The organism is Pseudomonadota bacterium, from assembly GCA_034189865.1.
Lineage (GTDB): Bacteria > Pseudomonadota > Gammaproteobacteria > UBA5335 > UBA5335 > JAXHTV01.
The window spans coordinates 1-17,501 of record JAXHTV010000041.1 but is presented as its reverse complement, the minus strand read 5'-3'; the positions used below and the strand labels follow the sequence as shown (position 1 = coordinate 17,501).

The following is a 17,501-nucleotide window of genomic DNA, read 5'->3' as shown; positions in this document are numbered from 1 at the left end:
TGACCGCCAAATAGCCGTCTACGCCGTCGCTGACGATCTCCCGGTTCACGCCCACGGGAGAGGCGATCACCGGTTTGCCACTGGCCATATACTGAATCAGCTTATAGCCGCATTTGCCCCGTTCGAAGGGTTCGTCGGGCAGGGGCATGATGCCCACGTCGAATTCGCTGATGTCGGCCGCTTCCCGCTCTTCCGACCAGGGGCGTCGTTCGGCCGGCAGATCCGGTCCGGCTTCACCCGCGCCCACCAGTAACAGCCGGGTATCGGGTAGCTCACAGATGGGTCTTAGGGCATCGGCAACCAGCGACAGGTAGGGGGCCGTCCCCGGTGAGCCGATCCAACCGATGGTGAATCCGGGGCTGTCCGGTGGCACCACCGTATAGCGCTCCAGATCAATGACCGTCGGCAGGATCTCCACCCGATCGGCACCCGCCGCCACGGCGCGGTCGGCCAGGTATTGGTTGCCAGCCAAAACGCAGGCCGCACGCGCCATGACCTGGTCGATTTTGTGGCCTAAAACGCGTCGTACCCACGGCCGGCGATGGCGGTCGTAGTTGTGGAAAATCGCATCATCGTAGTCCACCACATACGGGGTGCCGAACTGCCCGAGGTATCGCTCGAAGGTTGCCGGCAGCATGGGGAACAGCTCTTTTTCTATCCAGATGACATCGTAGCGCCGGCTGAAAAGCAGTTGGAACGCTCGGGTGACATAGGCTTTGGCCACCCGTCGCCAATTGGTGGGGCGGCCGGCGTAAAGGTCGCGAACGTAGTCGTCATCCAACAGCGGACGCCAATCGACGTACACGTCGTTGGCCTCCAGATAAGGAACGTACTGGAGCGAGCGCATCCGGCTGCTGGCGCCAAGCCGGCCGTATCGGCTCATGAGCAGGACGTTCATTTTCCCACTCCCCTTCGCGCGGTGCGCAGCGTTCGCGGCAAGGCGCGCCACAGCAGCGCATAGGCGCCCAGGGTTTCCAGGGCTTGACGCGGCGCGCCTTGGGCGATGGCCCAGGCCAACCGGGTGAAGGGTTCGGCGAACAAGGTTCCGAGCACCACACCCCAAGCCGGAACGGGGTCGAAATGCTTGAAGGCGAACAACAGGCGGCTGTTCAAGCTGTAAAACAATCGTCTGGCCTTCACTTGTTGGGAGGTTCCTCCACCCTTGTGGAATGCCTGGGCGTCGGCGAGATAGTGGATACCGTAGTCCGCCTGACGCACACGCTGGGAAAGATCCAAATCTTCCAGATAGACGAAGAACCGCTCATCGAATCCGCTCAGACGTTGGTAAAGCGCTTGTCTTATAAGGTAGTACGCCCCCATGACGTGATCCACGTCCCGGCTGTCGTCATGGTCCCAATCGCTCATCATGTGGGTGGGAAACCGTCCGGGCGCGATGCGATCCAAACCCAGCAGACGAGACCAAAACATGGCTGGCGTCGCTTGTTTGGCGCAGTGGCGGGCGGTCTCGCCCCGCTCGTCCACCAGGCGAATGCCGCAAACACCGACCCGAGCGTGAGCGGCCTGGTCCAAAAAGACGATGGGCCGGCGGAGGCTGTCGCTGTTCAGCCGTGTGTCCGGATTCAAAAACAACAGGTAGTCGGCGTTGGAGCCGGCGGCACCCTGGTTACACGCCGCCCCGAATCCGCGGTTTTCGGTATTGCGGATGACAGTGATGGGAAGCGGCAGGGACTCCAGGTCATCGGCCGACCCGTCGGTGGATGCGTTGTCCACCACCACGACCCGGGCCAGGGTGAACTCGTCCGACATTGCCGTCTGGATGGAGGAGAGGCAATCGCGAAGCTGATGGCCCGCGTTCCAGTTGACGATGACAATATCCAGCAAGCTCATGGCAATGCGGCCCGATTTAACCGCGGGCACTTTGACGCCACTGCGTCGCCTGTCGATAGGCTTGTGGGCCGAGTCGCGCCAATGCCCGGGCGGCGTGGGCTTTGTAGTGGCGCCGGTGGGTGTGAACGGCCTGGTCGAGATACGCCCGGCCTTCCGCCATGCGTCCCTGCAAACACATCAAGTGGCCGACGGCGTACTGATGGTCGGCGAGGATCTCCGGGTGTGCCGCCAAGGTGTCGTAGTGGGTTCGCAGGATCAGTTCGCGGGCCTTGCATTTGGCGACGGCATCACGGGTGATGCTGTCGGCGGTGGTGTGGACCAGAACCAAGGGTTCATCGACCAGGGCAAAGTGAAAACGCTGGGAGAGCCGGATCATCAGCTCCCAGTCCTGGAATCGTGGGAGGCGAGCGTCAAAGGTCCCCACCGCTTCGAAACACGCGCGGCGCACCAGAACCGTTTGCGTACTGATGAAATAGTCGCGTAGAACCGCGAGATGAATGTCGCCTTCGCGTTGAACGACTTTTGCGCCCGGTGTGTAGCTGGCGTTGGGCGGGTCCCAGCGAACAAAGCCGCAATACACCACGCCTGGCCGCTGGTCGTCCGATTCCGCGCGCGCCAGTTGGAGGGCCAGCTTGTCGAGCAGCCATTCATCGTCGCTGTCCTGAAAGGCCACATAGTGCCCGGACGCGGCCGCGATGCCCGTATTGCGGGCTTGGGCGCCGCCTTGATTTTGCTCGTGACACAGGTAACGAATCCGCGGATCGTCAAAGCCCTGTACGACTTCGGCCGTGTTGTCCTTCGAGGCGTCGTCGACCACGATGAGCTCGAAATCGCCGCAACTTTGCGCGAGAACGCTCCGGATAGAGCGTGCCAGGAGCGGTGCTCGGTTATAGGTTGGGATCACGATACTGACGAGCGGATTCAAAAAAGCGTGTCCTTAAAGCGTCTGGCAGCCAATTCGGCGCCTATTGTAGCGCCTGTGACTGGCCGACGCTGCTAATCGGCGGGCAGATGGGACCGCTCCGCCCGTACGGCGTATTCATCGCCGCATTTTTCTCGGCGTTGGCCATACGTTGCGGGCGTGAGCTGCGTTAGAATCGCCGTTTTGGCGAGCGTGAGCGCCATCGGAACGGGAGCGATTTTGAGCACTACGGACCCCGCCTCGGTGATCCGGGGACGACGCATTCTCTTCGTACATAACGATATCGGTTATTTTCTCTCTCATCGCTTACCGGTTGCGAAAGCCGCCGTGGCTGCCGGCGCCGAGGTGTGGTTGGCCGCACCGGATGATGCGAAGGCGCGATCCCGCCTGGAAGCCCAGGGCATTCATTTTTGCCCTTGGGCTCTATCCCGTCGAGGCATGAACCCCCTTGGCGAATTGGCGGCGGTGGCTGCGTTGTATCGAATCTATCGTCAGTTCAAGCCGGATCTCGTGCACCACGTCACGATTAAGCCGGTGTTGTACGGCAGTTTCGCGGCCCGAATCGCCGGTGTCGGGGCGGTGGTGAACGCGGTGCCGGGGCTGGGGTATGTCTTCACCACCGCCGCGGGGTGGCGCGGTGGTCTGTTGCGTAGGGCGGTCAAAACAGCGTATCGCCTGGCGCTCAGTTCTCCGCGCGTGCGGGTGATTTTTCAGAACCCGGACGATCGCGATACCTTCGTTTCCAACGACTTGGTGGATCAGTCGCGCGCAGTTTTAATCCGCGGTTCGGGGGTGGACGTGGCGACTTTTTCGTACGCGCCCGAGCCACCGGAACCGGCGCTGATCGTTTTTGCCTCGCGCATGCTATGGGATAAAGGCGTGGGCGAATTTGTCGCCGCCGCCCAAGCTTTGCGCCAGCGGGGCATCAATGCCCGCTTCGCTTTGGTTGGTGAGCCGGATACCGGCAACCCGGAAGCGGTTCCGCGCAGTCAGCTCCAATCCTGGCACGACTCGGGTGCCATCGAATGGTGGGGCTATCGAAATGACATGCCGGAGGTACTCCGTGAAAGCCATATCGTTTGTCTTCCTTCGGCCTACGGGGAGGGCGTGCCCAAAATTCTGATCGAAGCGGCGGCCCGGGGGCGGGCCATTGTCACGACGGACAGCCCGGGCTGTCGGGAGATCGTGCAACACGAAGTGAACGGCTTGCTGGTGCCTGTTCGAGATACGCCTGCACTTACGGAGGCATTGGCGCGCTTGATTGGAGATTCCGCCTTACGTTCGCGAATGGGGCAGGCCGGTCGCAGGCTCGCGGAATCGGAATTCGCGGTTGAGAAGGTGGTGGCCGCGAGTTTGGACGTCTACGCGGAGTTGTTGGCCGGTTAAGACGGCGCTAAACGGCGCTCCCACTCCAGCGTGGAGCCCACGATTTTGTCCAAATCATCGTATTTCGGCGACCAGTTCAGTAACGTCCGAATGCGCGCGGCATCGGCGATCATCATGGCCAAATCCCCCGGCCGGCGCGGGGCTTCTTCCACCGTCAGGTGGTTTTGACTGAGTCGCGCGACGGCCTCTAACACTTCCCGCACGCTGTAGCCGTGACCGTAGCCGCAGTTGACGGTTGTCGACTCACCACCGCCGCGGAGGTAGTCGAGAGCCTTCAGGTGCGCATCGGCCAGATCTTCGACGTGAATGTAGTCGCGTACGCCTGTGCCGTCTGGAGTGGGATAGTCGGTGCCGAACACCTGGACTTTCTCGCGCGTGCCGATTGCGGCTTGGCAGGCGACTTTGATCAGCTGCGTGGCGTTGGGCGTGGATTGGCCGATACGGCCTTGGGGGTCGCAACCGGCGACGTTGAAATAGCGCAGGGTCACATGCCGCAGACTCGATGCCGCCGCCAGGTCGCGGAGCATCCACTCCGAGGCCAACTTCGAGCGTCCGTAGGGGTTGTTGGGTACGGTGGGGGAGGCTTCGGCCGCGATGCCGTTGTCCGGCATGGCGTAAACGGCGGCGGTGGAGGAGAATACGAAATGACGAATCTTGTTCTCTTGACAGCACCGCAACAGGCGTTCGGTAGCCACCGTGTTGTTGTGGTAATACTTCAGCGGGTTCGCGACCGATTCGGGAACGGCAGTGAAGGCCGCGAAATGCAGAACCGTGTCGATCTTGAAATCTCGTATTAGCTGGTCGACCAGCACAGCATCATCCGTCCGGCCGACCACCAAATCGCCATACAGCACCGCCCCGCGGTGGCCCGAGGACAGATCGTCCAGGACGACGATGTTCTCCCCACGCTCTCCCAATTGCCGCACGACGTGACTGCCGATGTAGCCGGCGCCGCCTGTTACCAGTATCGCGTTTTTCCGCAATGAACCGAACCTCTCAAGCCCCCGGAGCAGTCATCCTGGATTTCGCCATTCGAACGGCGTGCCACATTAGCATTGCGAGAGATCGGTGCCTAGGGCAGCGGTTCACCGGTAAGGCTATCGCGGCGGCTTATTTCGTCCGCGATCCATCCGGGTAAGCGTTCGTCTAGCGCTGTCATGGCAGAGCGTTCCAACGCATCGAGACACTCGGCCGACCTTGCGGTTTCTGCTACTATGGCGCGCTTAAGTTTCGGCGCAATGGCCGTTCGTTCAGCGCGTTAGGGTGAGGCAATCCATGTCCCAGATCAGCAAAGTTGTCCTGGCTTATTCCGGCGGGCTCGATACGTCCGTCATTCTCAAGTGGCTGGCGGAGCAGTACGACTGCGAAGTGGTCACCTTCACCGCTGATCTGGGGCAAGGTGAAGAGCTCGGGCCTGCCCGTGTCAAAGCCGAGGCGCTGGGCGTAAAAGAGATCTTCATTGAAGATCTGCGCGAAGAGTTCGTCCGTGACTTTGTATTCCCCATGTTTCGCGCGAACACCCTCTACGAGGGCGAGTATCTGCTCGGCACGTCTATCGCCCGTCCGCTGATTGCCAAGCGCCTGGTGGAAATCGCCAAAAAGACGGGATCCGACGCGATCTCACACGGCGCCACCGGTAAGGGCAACGATCAAGTGCGGTTCGAGCTGGGTGCTTACGCACTGAATCCGGCGATTCGGGTGATTGCGCCGTGGCGAGAGTGGGATCTGAACTCGCGCGAGAAGCTACTTGCTTATGCCGAAAAGCATGGTATCTCCATTGATCGACAGGGCAAGAAGTCCCCTTATTCCATGGATGCCAATCTGCTGCATATTTCCTACGAGGGCGGCATATTGGAAGATCCCTGGGCCGAGGCAGAGGAGTCCATGTGGCGATGGTCGGTGGCGCCTGAGGCAGCACCCGACGAGCCCTTGTATCTGGAATTGACGTTCCAAGGTGGCGACGTGGTCGCCATCGATGGCGAACAGATGTCGCCGGCCACGATACTGGCCCGGCTCAATCAAATTGGCGGCTTAAACGGCGTGGGACGCGCCGATATCGTCGAAAATCGTTATGTGGGCATGAAATCCCGGGGGTGTTACGAAACCCCAGGTGGCACCATTCTGCTGAAAGCCCACCGAGCCATCGAATCGATCACGCTGGATCGTGAGGTCGCTCATCTCAAAGATGAGTTCATGCCGCGTTATGCCAGCCTGATTTACAACGGCTACTGGTGGAGTCCGGAGCGCCGGATGTTGCAACAAGCGATCGACAGCAGCCAGTCGGTGGTCAACGGGGTTGTTCGCCTTAAGCTTTACAAGGGCAACGTGACAGTCGTTGGCCGCAAGTCGGAGAACAGCTTGTTCGATGCCAATATCGCGACCTTCGAAGATGATGCGGGGGCTTACAACCAGGCCGACGCCACCGGCTTTATCAAGCTCAATGCCTTGCGGCTCGCGATTGCGGCCCGCAAAAACGCCGGCCGCTAAAGCATCGTGGGCTGCGGGGCGGCCGGCTTAATGTTCCGTGTCGGCCGCCTCCGATTCTTGAGGGTAACCGTTGCCGAGCGTGAAACAGAAGGTTGCACCGCCATCGGGCGTAGCCTCGGCCCAGACATCTCCGCCGTGCCGGCTAATGACCCGTTTGACCGTGGCAAGGCCGATGCCGGTTCCGGGAAAGGTTTGACTGTCGTGCAGTCGTTGAAAGGGCGTGAACAGATTACCGGCACACTGCATGTCGAAACCCACGCCGTTGTCGCGAATATAAAATACGCGGTGACCGGATTTTTCAACCGCGCTGAAGGTGATCTGGCCGCGGTCACGGGTGGTGGTGTACTTCCACGCGTTATCGAGTAGATTATCGATGGCGATTCGCAAAAGACGCCAGTCGGCCATGACCTGAATCCCGGGTGTGATGTCGATTTCCACGGTGTGGTTAGGATAGTTTTTGCGTATCTCCTCTGACCGTTCGCTGACCAGCTGGCTCAAATCCATCATTTGACGATTCAACTCGCCCCGGTTAACCCGCGAGAGTTTAATTAAATCGTCGATGAGTTCGTTCATACGCGCTGACGCTTCGAGGATGTGGTTCAGGTAGTTACGTCCTTTATCATCGAGTTGTTTCTCGTAGTCTTCTCGCAGTGCGAAACTCAGGCCCTCAATCGTGCGCAGCGGGGCTCGCAAATCGTGAGAGACCGAGTAACTGAAGGCCTCCAATTCTTCGTTCAGTGCTGTCAGTTCTGTGGTGCGCTGCTCGACGAGTTCTTCCAAATGGGTCCGATATTGTTGGAGTTTCTCTTCCACTTGCTTGCGGTTGCTGATGTCGATGCCGACACCGACGAGGAAGGGTCGACCTTCCAGTTCGATTCGCTTGCCATTGAAATAGTAGGGAATCTCGCGCCCGTCTTTGGTTCTTAGCGGCGCTTCCACGCCGCCTTCTCCAGTGGCAAAGGTTTTGTTAATGGCTGTGCTAACCGCCCCGCGATACTTCGGCGCGAAAAACTCTAGCGGTTTCATGGTGCGGAGTTCTTCTATCGTAAAACCGGTAACGGATGCGGTTTGTTGATTCGATCGGAGCATGTCGCCATCGCGATCGAACAGATAGAACGCCCCCGGCAGGCTGGACAAGACACTCTCGACCAGCTTTTTCTCTTCGTTAAGTTTTTCCGCGTCCTGCTTGCGCTTGGTGATGTCCACGACGGTGCCGCGCAGAAACTGGGGATTGCCTTCAGCGTCGTAATAGAGTTTTCCCCGACCTTCGATCCACCGTATGGGTCGATTGGATTGGACGACGCGGTATTCCATGTGAAACGCGCAGCCGGTTTTCAGTGAGTGGTATACCGACGCACTCATAGGCTCTCTATCGTCAGGATGCAACTTCTCCAGAAATGACTCTGGAGAGTTCGGTAAGGGGGATTCGAACGCCATCACCGCCGCGATCCCACGCGACCAAGTGAGTTGGTTCATGGCGACATCCCATTCCCAGGTGCCGATGTGTCCAGCTTCCAGCGCCAGGTTGAGATGCTGTTCACTGCGGTAAAGCGCCTTTTCGGTCCGGTTCCGTTCGACTTCCACACCGATGCGGCCGGCGAATATTCGCAGCAATGGGTCTTGTTCGGGGACGTGGGTGATGGGCTTCGAACTCATTAGGGACACAAAACCCAACGGGGTTCGCGCGCTGTCGAACAAAGGGACACCTAACACACTGTTGATGTCGGTCAGGAGTGATCGCACAGCGGCCGGGAACAAGCTCTCAGTCCCTTCGTGAAACAACTGTGCGTTCTTACCCGTGACGTGTCCGGCAAGGGCGCCCGCAAGCGGAAAGTCGAAACTATCAACCCATCGGTCTTGGTGCCAGACGGCGAGTGTCTTAATCGTGTCGTGTTTTTTGCTTGTGAACACGCCGATCATTACGCCGTCGACGTCAAAGAGCTTGGCCATCTCCCGTGCCAAGCCTTGGTAGAGCTCGGATCCCGTTGCACCGCCCAGATCAACCGCGATAATCCGCAGACCGTCCTCGATGCGCTTGCGTTCGCTGATATCGGTGGAAATCCCGCCGACGGCGACCCGTTGACCCGCTTCGTTGTAGAGCGGGAACTTGGTGGTGAGGAAGGTCGCCTTCTGGCCTTCGAAGTCCATCGCGAGTTCGAAGGCCAGCGGCGTCTGACGCTCCAATACCTCCTGATCTTCGTCTCGCATTTTTTGCGCGATCTCGGGGGTGAAAAAATACTCGTCCCGTTTGCCTTCCAAGGCGCTCAAGGTCAAGGATACCGAGTCGAGGCATTTCCGATTGGCCCAAATATAGTCGCCAGCCGGGTTTTTGATGTACATCATCGTCGGTGCGTGGTCGACAATCGCTTCGAGGTGGTCGCTTACCGGCGACGTTTCGGATCTTTCTTGTTTTTTGTCCATAAATAGACTGATTCCGTGGTGCGCTGCTGCCGCAAAAATACGGTCCGTCTTGCGGTAACGAGGGCTCGAGGGTGTCCCCGAGTGTGCCAGCTTCAAATCCTAGGTTCAAAGGTTGTCGGCGACAGGTAATGTCTGCTTTTTAGGGGACCTTTACCTCGTTGTTCGGGTTAAAGATGCGCCTCGCTGGGGAAGAAGAGAATTTAATTTAATCATGAGCTTATCGCTTCATTGAAATGGGCTGCGCTCACAGTGGATCCTGACGTCCCATCCAGTGGTGCTTGCTCGGTCGGGGCTTGGCCGCCCCGCCTTTTAATGTGCGCGCATCGGCGAGATGCATTTGTCAGTCCAACGGCAGCGACTATTCTTGAACAAGAACCGATCGAAAGGGCGCGGGCAGGGAGGGATCACGATGAGCACGGGTTCGAATATGACCGGCAAGATCTGCGTTGTCACTGGCGCAAACTCTGGCATTGGCCGGGAGACCGCGGCGGGTTTGGCTGCCCGGAGCGCTCAGGTGGTGATGGTTTGTCGGAATGAAGCGAAAGGCAACGAGGCTCGGGAGTCGATCCAGCGCGCTACCGGCAATTCCCAAATCGATTTGTTGGTGGCGGACCTTGCCAGCTTGCAGGATGTTCGCGCCTTGGCCGAATCGTTCAATGAACGATACAAACGACTGGATGTACTCATCCACAACGCTGGAATCATGAAGCCCAAACGGGAGGTCTCGGCGGACGGTTTTGAGCTGCAGTTTGCGGTGCATTTTCTAGCGCCGTTTTTGCTCACTCACCTGTTGCTGGATGCCCTTAAAGCGGCTGCTCCATCGCGGGTGATCAATCTCGCGTCCATGCTTCATCGGTTGGGTCATATCAATTTCGATGACCTGCAGGCCGAGCAGCGTTACAACATGTTCCGGACCTACGCCAGCTCCAAGCTGGCCACCATTATGTTCACTTATCTCATGGCGGACCGGTTACGGGGTACCGGGGTGACAGTCAACTGTTTGCATCCGGGGGTGATCGGCTCCAACCTTGAGTCCAACCCCAAGTTCATTCGCCCGTTTCTGAAAAGTCCCCGCAAAGGTGCTGATACCCCCATTTATCTGGCGACTTCGCCCGATGTGGCGGAGGTGACGGGACAATACTTCGTCAACCGAAAACCCCGGCGAACGTCCAGGGAGAGCTATGACAGGGTCGTCGCGGAGCGCCTTTGGGCCTTGGCGGAAGAGGTCACCGGATTGCACCAGGCCAAAGCGGCCTGACACAATCCGGCAGAGATGTTCGATCAGCCGTAGGTGGCGTGACCTTCCCAGTAATGGGCTTCGAGCTGTTTCTTGGGTAGTTTTCCGGCGAGATTCCGCGGCAGTTCGCCGAAATCGACGATACGCGGAATCTTGAAGCCGTAAAGTCCTTCCTGTTTGCAATGTTCAATGATTTCTTCCGCGGTGGCCGTTTGACCCTCTTTTAGCTGGACCACGGCAGCGGCCACTTCACCCAGGTCTTTGTCGGGCGCCCGGACGACGGCGACGTCGAACACTTTGGGGTGGTGCTTGATGACGTGTTCGATTTCGTTGGGGAAGATGTTTACACCTCCAGAGATGATCATCTCCTTCACGCGGGAGGTGAGGTACAGGTAGTCCTGCTCATCGAGGTAGCCGATCAGACCGTCGTCGTACCAAAGCTTGCCGTCGATTTCCTTGAAGTTCTTACGCATCGCGTCTTCATCGACACCGGCATATTCCAATCCGAAAACCGTCGGCGTACGCATGAGCAAGCGACCTTCCTTGCCGGGCGGCGCCCAACTCTCGCTTTCCTCGTCGTAAATACGAACATCGCAACCACGAACCTTGCCGACACTATCGTAGCGTTTTTCGTCTGCTTGGTAGTCTTCCGGGGCCAGTATAGTCACCAGCCCGGTCTCGGAAGCCGCATAGTATTCGTGGAATACGTCATCAGGCGCACCTTGCCGCCGGAACAGGGCATTGATTTCTTTTTTGACCTTGGGCGGACACGGTGCGGCGGCGCAAATGAGCGTGCGTAAACTCGACAGGTTGTAACGGCTTTTAGCGTCCTCGGGTAATGCCAATATCCGTTCCAGCATCGTGGGTGCAACAAACACCCAGTTAATGCGCTCTTCCTGAACCAGCTTTAGAAAACCTTCCGGGTCGAATCGCCGCATGGGTACCACGGTACCCCCGAGAAAAAACGGCAGTACGCCCACCTGCACCCCGGCGTGATAGAGCGGACCCGGTATCAGGGATCGCACGTTCCGCGTGACCGGGTCTTTCAATTCACCCAGTTTGTAGTGGTAAAAAGCCGTTAGCTGCATGAGGCCCAATCGCACCAACTCATCTTTGGTGGCGCCACGGCGGTCGGTGTCGGAGTCGGCCGTGAGGCGATCCCGGTTGATGTTCATGAACTTGGGTGTGCCGGTGGTGCCGCCACTAAAGGGGCGGGGCGCCATATCGAATTTTCCCGGTGGCAGAACGGGTTCCGATTCGGCCAATAGTTGCTCATAACTGATCATGCCGTCGACATGGGTGTCGCCGACGACGATGAAATGCTTCACCGTCGGTATCTTGTCTTTAATGGAAACAATCGCATCGACAAATTCAGCATCCACCAGCAGCGCCTTGGGCTCGGAGGCATTGATGCACTGCGCGAGCTCATTGGGCTTGAGGTGCCAATTGAGCATGGGCATGTGGATGCCCGTGATGGTGCCGGCGCCCATGGCCTCAAACCACGTGGAGCTGTTGTAAAGCAGTTCCGCAAAACGGTCTCCGGGTTGCAGTCCCAAATTGTGTAGGCCGTTAGCGAAGCGAAGCACACGTTCTTTGAATTGAGAAAAGGTGATGCGGTTTTTACCATCAATGATGGCCTCGCGATTTCCCAGGGTGTCCCAAAACGAGAGCATGAATTGGCGAGGCAGTTCTGCTCGATTCATGCGACTGCGAATCAGGGCCTTGGTGAGTGTCACCATTCCGTTGCGGACCCCGATTTGCTTTAAAGGGGCCATGGCGCCTCGCCGGGATTCCGGCATCCGGCGCAACTCCGATAGTACAGACATGCAATGTTCCCTCGTCCTTTGATTTTCATTTATATGCGGATAAAACGCTGGTGATTTCAGCGAGTTCCGCATTGAACAACGCCTTATCTTAAACGGTTGTTCAATCTCGTAATTCTTAAATATGGACTCTAGCTAAGTTATGTGCAAGCTCGCGAGGGCCGTAGGATGGCGGCGCTCAATTGAAGTCGAAGGGACGGCAGATATGCCTGGACGTGATCCGGTCCGCCATCACACTGCGGTGTGTTCTCATCGTCAAAGCCGTTTGTCGGGAAGGCTCGGATTTCTCGAGGCGAGTTTGCTAAAATCCGGGAAGATTTGACCAAGCGCATGGCTTGTTCGGGGACCTAACAATAATGACTTTCGGTATGACATTTTTTTCCCGTATCAGCCCCTCGATTCGTCCCCTTTTGTTTTTCAGATCCGCAGTGTTGTCGGTACTGTTCTCGTCGTTGGTGGGGTGTGCCGGTTTTTCCGGAAAGTCCATTGTGCTGGCGCAGGACGAGCGCTTCGCTGTTGTGGTCGCTGGCCAGAACGATACGCTAGGCAGCTTGGCTGGACGTTACCTTGGCGATCCCGCGCTGGCCTGGAAAATACAGGACTTCAACGGAATCGACCGGCTAGCGCCGGGTCAGGAAATCGTTATTCCGCTGGTGAATGGGAATCCCACCGGCGTTCGCTCGAGCGGCTATCAGGTGGTGCCCGTGCTGTGTTACCACCGCTTCGGATCGGAACGTCACAAAATGGTGGTCTCGCCGGCCCGCTTTCGCGAACAAATGGCTTTCCTCAAGCGAGAGGGTTACCGCGTGGTGCGACTGGAAGCGCTGAAGGCTTTCCTGGAAGGTCGCGGAGATCTGCCCGAACGTGCGGTGGTGATCACCGTCGACGATGGTTATCGATCGTTTTTCGATGTGGCCTACCCGATACTCCGGTCTTTCGATTACCCCGCGACCTTGTTCGTCTACTCCGATTTTGTGGGGGCTCCAGCGGGCCTGACCCGTGAGCAGTTGCGTCATATGGCCGCGAGCGGGTTAATTGATATCCAACCGCACTCCAAAACCCATAGCCATCTCGGCCGGCCGGAAGAAGGGGAGTCAAAAACGGCATTCAGTTCCAGAGTCAGCGAGGAGTTGGCCGTTCCCCGTCGGGCTTTGGCAGAATTCACAACCGATTCTTTGGATGCGTTCGCTTATCCCTACGGCGCATCAAGTGATGAAGCGTTGTCAGCCCTCGAGGAGCAGGGCTACCGTATGGCGTTGACGGTCACACCCGGTGGCAACGCCGCTTATGCGTATCCGCTGATGCTCCGGCGAACGATGATTTTTGGTGACCATACGCTGGCCGATTTCGAACGCCGGTTAAAGACCTTCGAGCCAATGAACAACTCATGATGAGCACAATTACACGAACCTTAGTTGGACTCGGATGGGTCGTCAGCGTGTTGGTCGCGGGTTGTGCGAACAACCCCGTGACGCTTGAGCAGCAGCGGGATGCGGCCGATGCGCGCCATCGTGCGAGTGCCCAGGCGTTCGAGGAGAGCGGTGATCTGGCCAATGCCTTGATCCAGTGGCAGATTATTCAAACACTCAGCCCGGCCGATGGGGACGCTGCGCGCTCCATCGTACGTTTACAGTCCGACATTGCTGAAAAGTCATCGGAATTCATTGCCCAGGGTCAACGCGCGCAGCGCTCGGGGGAACGCTCGCGAGCCAAACGTTATTACCTGCAGGCGTTGGCACTGGCTCCCCATAACGAAGTGGCGCTGAAGTCCTTGCGGGAGATGGATTATCAGTTGGCCAAACGGCGGGCAACGACACCCACCCATTATCACGCGGCCAAGCCGACCCAGTCGGCCCAAAAGTTGAAGCAAGCACAGCAGCTGATCGCCGAGGGTCGTTCGTTGGATGCGATTAGTGAGCTAGAAGCGCTGAATCACCTCGCCAATAGCGACGCGACCCAAGCACTGCTGGGAAGCGCCTACCGCCAGCTGGCCAAAGAGAAACTCGGCGCCGGCGATAAAAAACAGGCTCTGGCTTATCTCAGTCAGGCGTCGGAATACCAGGGGCCTGATCAACGCCTGGCGAAAGACATGCTGCAAACGTTGCGTCAGAGTCTTTCGATTGAGGCTTACGAGGCGGGATTACGGGCTTATAGCCATGATCCGGACAAAGCCATCGCGTTATGGGAACAGAGTTTGGCGTACGACTCGACCAACGCCGAAGCCCAGGCCCGATTGTCGCAAGCCCGACGCACTCAGCAGTTGTTTCAAACCCTGGGCGGCGGCGCTTACCCCTGATTTTCTTTGAGTCCGCTACCGGTTCAGGCGGCTTTGCAGGTCCACAGCGCGGTCGCGATACAGACGTGCCGGCTGGTGTTTGGGATCCAGCGCCAGCACTTCGTCCCAAATGAGAATGGCTTCATCGAGATCCTGCTTGCGGTACGCATCCAGGCCCGACTGATACCGCTGTTCTACCCAATCCGCTTGCAACTTGTCGCGTTTTTCCCTCGCCCCCGGATAGTCCGGGTTTTGATCGAGTAAGTCGTTGAGAATGCTGACGGCCAGTTCGTTGTTACCGGCCGCTTCGGCGGCCGCGGCTTCTTGGAAAAGTTTGTCGAAGTTGTTCTGTTCCGAATCATCGGCTTCCTCAGCGGCGAGATCCACTGACGATTCGTTATCCCTCGGAGCGGGCGCATCCGCTACCGCTTCCGGCGTCGTTTGTGGAATCGAATCGGAACCCGAATCCGACGCTAACGTTGGTTCTGGCTCGGGCGCCGATGGTTTGGCTTTTGTTGGCGGGGTCGATGGTTGTTTGGGCGGAGCGAATAGTGCATCCAAACCGCTTGCCGGCTTGCCGAGAAGTGTCGTGGGAATCTTGATCGACTGCCCGACAGTCAGCTCGTTCGGAGCGGTGATTCCGTTGTACTTGGCCAGCGCATAGAACTGATACGGATCTTTAAACGCCCGAGCGGCGATCGTGGATAACGAATCACCCCGCTGTACACGATAAGTACGGTACTTCGACCCGAAATAATCTTGGGGCGCTGTTTCTATTTGCACCAACAGGGATTGTGCGCGGAGATGGCGTGGATCGAGCTCCAATGCACGCAGCAACTCAATTTTGGCATTCTCAGCGTCGCCGACTTGCAGAAATTCCAGTGCGATCCGCACCGCTTCTTTCGGCGTCTGCGCCATTGAAGTGTAAGTGGGCGCGGCGGGCTCCGGCGCGAGAACGACGTCCTCATCGAGAGCTTGTTCGTCGCCTGTGCTCGCGCAGGCGGTCAGAACCAACGCCAGGAGACAAATCAGTAACGGAGCCACCGGAAACCTGAATCTTAAGCGTTCTGTATAACTAAGCTTGATTCCCATGACTCTGGATGCTCCTGGTCGACTTCCCGGTACGATAGTGTCAGTGAAACTAGATGTCGGAGGATGTCTTGGCGACACGCTTGCTTGCGGCTTTTGGCGCGCCGAAGCAGCCGCGATGATAGCAAACTCGGCGGGGGATATGTGTCGACACAGTTTGTCCTCGCGAACCGTTGGTTTAGATCAACAATAGGCTGGCGAGTCCGAGAAAGATAAAAAATCCGCCGCTGTCGATGGTTGCGGTGAGCAGAATGCTGGTGCCCATCACCGGGTCACGGCCCAGGCGGTGCATGCCGATGGGTATCAACACACCGCATAGCGCGGCGAGCCCCAGCGTGACGATCATGGCCACGGTCATCACGAAGCCGAGCAAAAATTGTCCGTACAGGGCGTAAGCCACGGTGCCCACAATCGCTCCCCAAACCAAACCATTGAGTACGGCAACACCCAGCTCCTTCGCGAACACGTGCTGCTGATTGTTCTCATTGATGTGATTGAGCGCCAGCGCCCTGATGATAAGAGCCGCCGTTTGGTTGCCGGTATTGCCACAGATACCGGCGATGATGGGCAACAAGGTTGCCAACGCCACCACCTGCTCGATGGTGGTTTCAAAAAGGCCGATCACACGAGAGGCCACCAATGCCGTGAGCAGGTTCACCGCCAACCAGGGCCAGCGGTTGCGGGCACTCGACCAAATGCCTGCCGACCAGTCTTCTTCCTGTCGCAAGCCGGCCAGATTCAACCGCTCGGTATCCCGGTCCTCACGAAGAAAATCCATCACCTGATCGATCGCGATCCGGCCGATCACCCGTCCCGCTTCATCCACGACTGGGGCGGACAGCAAATCGTAACGCTCGAAAGCCAGGGCCGCCACTTGGGCTGAGTCTTCGGGATGAAACGTCACTACGTCCCGAGCCATCACCTCAGCGACGCATTGCTCCGGCTTGTGTTGGATTAGCCAGGCCAAGGGCAGCACGCCTTTGAGCATGCCCCCGCGATCGGTGATAAACAGCTTGTCGGTTTGTGCGGGCAGTTCGCGCCGACGTCGCAGATAGCGCAGGCACACATCCAGGCTGATCTCCTCGCGAAGGGAAACCATTTCGTAGTCCATCAAGGCGCCCACGGTGTCCTCCGGGTAGGCGCGGGAGGCCTGAAAGCGGGCGCGATTTTCGGCATCCATAGCATCCATAACGCGGTGTAGAACATGGGAGGGCAGATTATCGGCCAGATCAGCCAACTCGTCTGAATCCAATTGCGCAGCGGCCTGTTGCAAATCGGTGGGCGTCATCTGGGCAATCAGGCTTTCCCGCACCGCATCGGAAAGCTCCAATAAAATTTCGCCCTCCGATTCACCCCGCACCAATTGCCAAATATGGGTTCGGTCCACGATGGGTAGCGTTTCCAGAAGATGGGCGATGTCCGCGGGATGCAGGCGTTTCAGCTTGCGTTTGAGCTCCCCGATCTGCTGCCGTTGCAGGACTAACTCGGCCAGTTCGCGATGTGGTGTTTGAGAGCGGTCTAGGACCTGCTCCACCACGTGGTGTTTGTGAACAAGGTCGATAATCTCGGCAAGACGGCTTTGTGCATCGTGCTTGGGCGGTTCAGGCCGGGCTTGTTCAGACATGTTCTGCATCCGGGTGATAAGGAGCGGATTAAAACTCGGGATATCTTAGCCCGTATATCATGACGTCAGGGGGCCGTTCGATGTTTGAGTTGGTTTTTGTTTCCCGTGCGGGCCGGTTATTTTTCTGATCGATCTCAATCGTCCAGCCTTTATGCCTTGGCAGCTTCGGACTCGCTTGCTAAGCTCGGCTGCGATTCGTCCGGTTGCCGTTGAATGGAACTCGATGCTTCAGACCTCCAGGGAAACCCCTCACCCATGACCACCGCATCGGGCTTTCATTTTGAGCTATCCACGGGTGAGTATTGGGACGTCCTGAGTTTTCGTGGCGAAGAGCGGCTCAGTGGTCTTTATGGGTTTGAACTGGAGCTGGTGGCCGACCGGCCGGACTG

The 17,501-nt window shown here is 58.0% G+C and carries 13 protein-coding genes; 5 read left to right on the top strand and 8 right to left on the bottom strand.

The window, feature by feature from the left end:
- From SVU69_12830 to SVU69_12820, 3 genes are all read right to left on the bottom strand, one after another.
- On the bottom strand, positions 1-898 hold an 898-nt coding region (locus SVU69_12830; protein MDY6943881.1), incomplete at its 3' end, for a glycosyltransferase.
- The gene (locus SVU69_12825) at positions 895-1,878 is read right to left on the bottom strand and encodes a glycosyltransferase family 2 protein (protein ID MDY6943880.1); all 984 of its coding nucleotides are present in this window, start codon (positions 1,876-1,878) and stop codon (positions 895-897) included. The genes SVU69_12825 and SVU69_12830, both read right to left, overlap by 4 nt.
- Positions 1,865-2,773: a glycosyltransferase gene (locus SVU69_12820; GenBank protein MDY6943879.1), complete on the bottom strand. Its 909-nt coding sequence runs from the start codon at positions 2,771-2,773 to the stop codon at positions 1,865-1,867. The genes SVU69_12825 and SVU69_12820 overlap by 14 nt, the downstream gene beginning before the upstream one ends.
- A gap of 216 nt (positions 2,774-2,989) precedes the next feature.
- On the opposite strand from SVU69_12820, the gene SVU69_12815 reads away from it, so the two are divergent.
- Positions 2,990-4,156: a glycosyltransferase family 4 protein gene (locus tag SVU69_12815; protein ID MDY6943878.1), complete on the top strand. Its 1,167-nt coding sequence runs from the start codon at positions 2,990-2,992 to the stop codon at positions 4,154-4,156.
- Here SVU69_12815 and galE read toward each other — a convergent pair.
- Complete coding sequence (gene galE / locus SVU69_12810; GenBank protein MDY6943877.1) at positions 4,153-5,139, bottom strand: UDP-glucose 4-epimerase GalE; 987 nt, start codon at positions 5,137-5,139, stop codon at positions 4,153-4,155. The two genes, SVU69_12815 and galE, sit on opposite strands and share 4 nt — an antisense overlap.
- A 292-nt stretch (positions 5,140-5,431) precedes the next feature.
- Between galE and SVU69_12805 the strand changes: the two genes are divergently transcribed.
- Positions 5,432-6,643 (top strand): argininosuccinate synthase, encoded by a 1,212-nt coding sequence (locus SVU69_12805; protein ID MDY6943876.1) that lies wholly within the window; start codon positions 5,432-5,434, stop codon positions 6,641-6,643.
- A 27-nt stretch (positions 6,644-6,670) separates the two neighbouring features.
- On the opposite strand, the gene SVU69_12800 is transcribed toward SVU69_12805, so the two are convergent.
- Positions 6,671-9,064, bottom strand: a complete 2,394-nt coding sequence (locus tag SVU69_12800; protein MDY6943875.1) for a PAS domain S-box protein — start codon at positions 9,062-9,064, stop codon at positions 6,671-6,673.
- 409 nt (positions 9,065-9,473) lie between these two features.
- On the opposite strand from SVU69_12800, the gene SVU69_12795 reads away from it, so the two are divergent.
- Entirely contained in the window at positions 9,474-10,322 is an 849-nt protein-coding gene (locus SVU69_12795) for an SDR family oxidoreductase (GenBank protein MDY6943874.1), read from the top strand.
- A 23-nt stretch (positions 10,323-10,345) separates the two neighbouring features.
- Here the strand turns inward: SVU69_12795 and SVU69_12790 are convergent, their stop codons facing one another.
- Positions 10,346-12,127: an AMP-binding protein gene (locus tag SVU69_12790; GenBank protein MDY6943873.1), complete on the bottom strand. Its 1,782-nt coding sequence runs from the start codon at positions 12,125-12,127 to the stop codon at positions 10,346-10,348.
- Between the two features lie 365 nt (positions 12,128-12,492).
- On the opposite strand from SVU69_12790, the gene SVU69_12785 reads away from it, so the two are divergent.
- Both SVU69_12785 and SVU69_12780 read left to right on the top strand, forming a co-directional pair.
- Positions 12,493-13,515, top strand: coding sequence for a polysaccharide deacetylase family protein (locus tag SVU69_12785; GenBank protein MDY6943872.1), 1,023 nt, complete (start codon positions 12,493-12,495; stop codon positions 13,513-13,515).
- The gene (locus SVU69_12780) at positions 13,512-14,420 is read left to right on the top strand and encodes a hypothetical protein (protein MDY6943871.1); all 909 of its coding nucleotides are present in this window, start codon (positions 13,512-13,514) and stop codon (positions 14,418-14,420) included. The genes SVU69_12785 and SVU69_12780 overlap by 4 nt, the downstream gene beginning before the upstream one ends.
- A gap of 15 nt (positions 14,421-14,435) precedes the next feature.
- Here the strand turns inward: SVU69_12780 and SVU69_12775 are convergent, their stop codons facing one another.
- Both SVU69_12775 and mgtE read right to left on the bottom strand, forming a co-directional pair.
- Positions 14,436-15,491 carry a LysM peptidoglycan-binding domain-containing protein gene (locus SVU69_12775; protein MDY6943870.1) on the bottom strand — a complete coding sequence of 352 codons (1,056 nt, stop codon included), beginning with the start codon at positions 15,489-15,491 and terminating at the stop codon, positions 14,436-14,438.
- A gap of 175 nt (positions 15,492-15,666) precedes the next feature.
- Complete coding sequence (mgtE, locus tag SVU69_12770) at positions 15,667-17,112, bottom strand: magnesium transporter (GenBank protein ID MDY6943869.1); 1,446 nt, start codon at positions 17,110-17,112, stop codon at positions 15,667-15,669.
- Between the last annotated feature and the right edge of the window lie 389 nt (positions 17,113-17,501).

What these genes read in the sequence shown, in the direction of transcription:
- SVU69_12805 (MDY6943876.1), top strand. Translation starts at nt 5,432, where the DNA reads ATGTCCCAGATCAGCAAAGTTGTCCTGGCTTATTCCGGCGGGCTCGAT.
- SVU69_12800 (MDY6943875.1), bottom strand. Translation starts at nt 9,064, where the DNA reads ATGGACAAAAAACAAGAAAGATCCGAAACGTCGCCGGTAAGCGACCAC.
- SVU69_12795 (MDY6943874.1), top strand. Translation starts at nt 9,474, where the DNA reads ATGAGCACGGGTTCGAATATGACCGGCAAGATCTGCGTTGTCACTGGC.
- SVU69_12790 (MDY6943873.1), bottom strand. Translation starts at nt 12,127, where the DNA reads ATGTCTGTACTATCGGAGTTGCGCCGGATGCCGGAATCCCGGCGAGGC.
- SVU69_12785 (MDY6943872.1), top strand. Translation starts at nt 12,493, where the DNA reads ATGACATTTTTTTCCCGTATCAGCCCCTCGATTCGTCCCCTTTTGTTT.
- SVU69_12780 (MDY6943871.1), top strand. Translation starts at nt 13,512, where the DNA reads ATGATGAGCACAATTACACGAACCTTAGTTGGACTCGGATGGGTCGTC.
- SVU69_12775 (MDY6943870.1), bottom strand. Translation starts at nt 15,491, where the DNA reads ATGGGAATCAAGCTTAGTTATACAGAACGCTTAAGATTCAGGTTTCCG.
- mgtE (MDY6943869.1), bottom strand. Translation starts at nt 17,112, where the DNA reads ATGTCTGAACAAGCCCGGCCTGAACCGCCCAAGCACGATGCACAAAGC.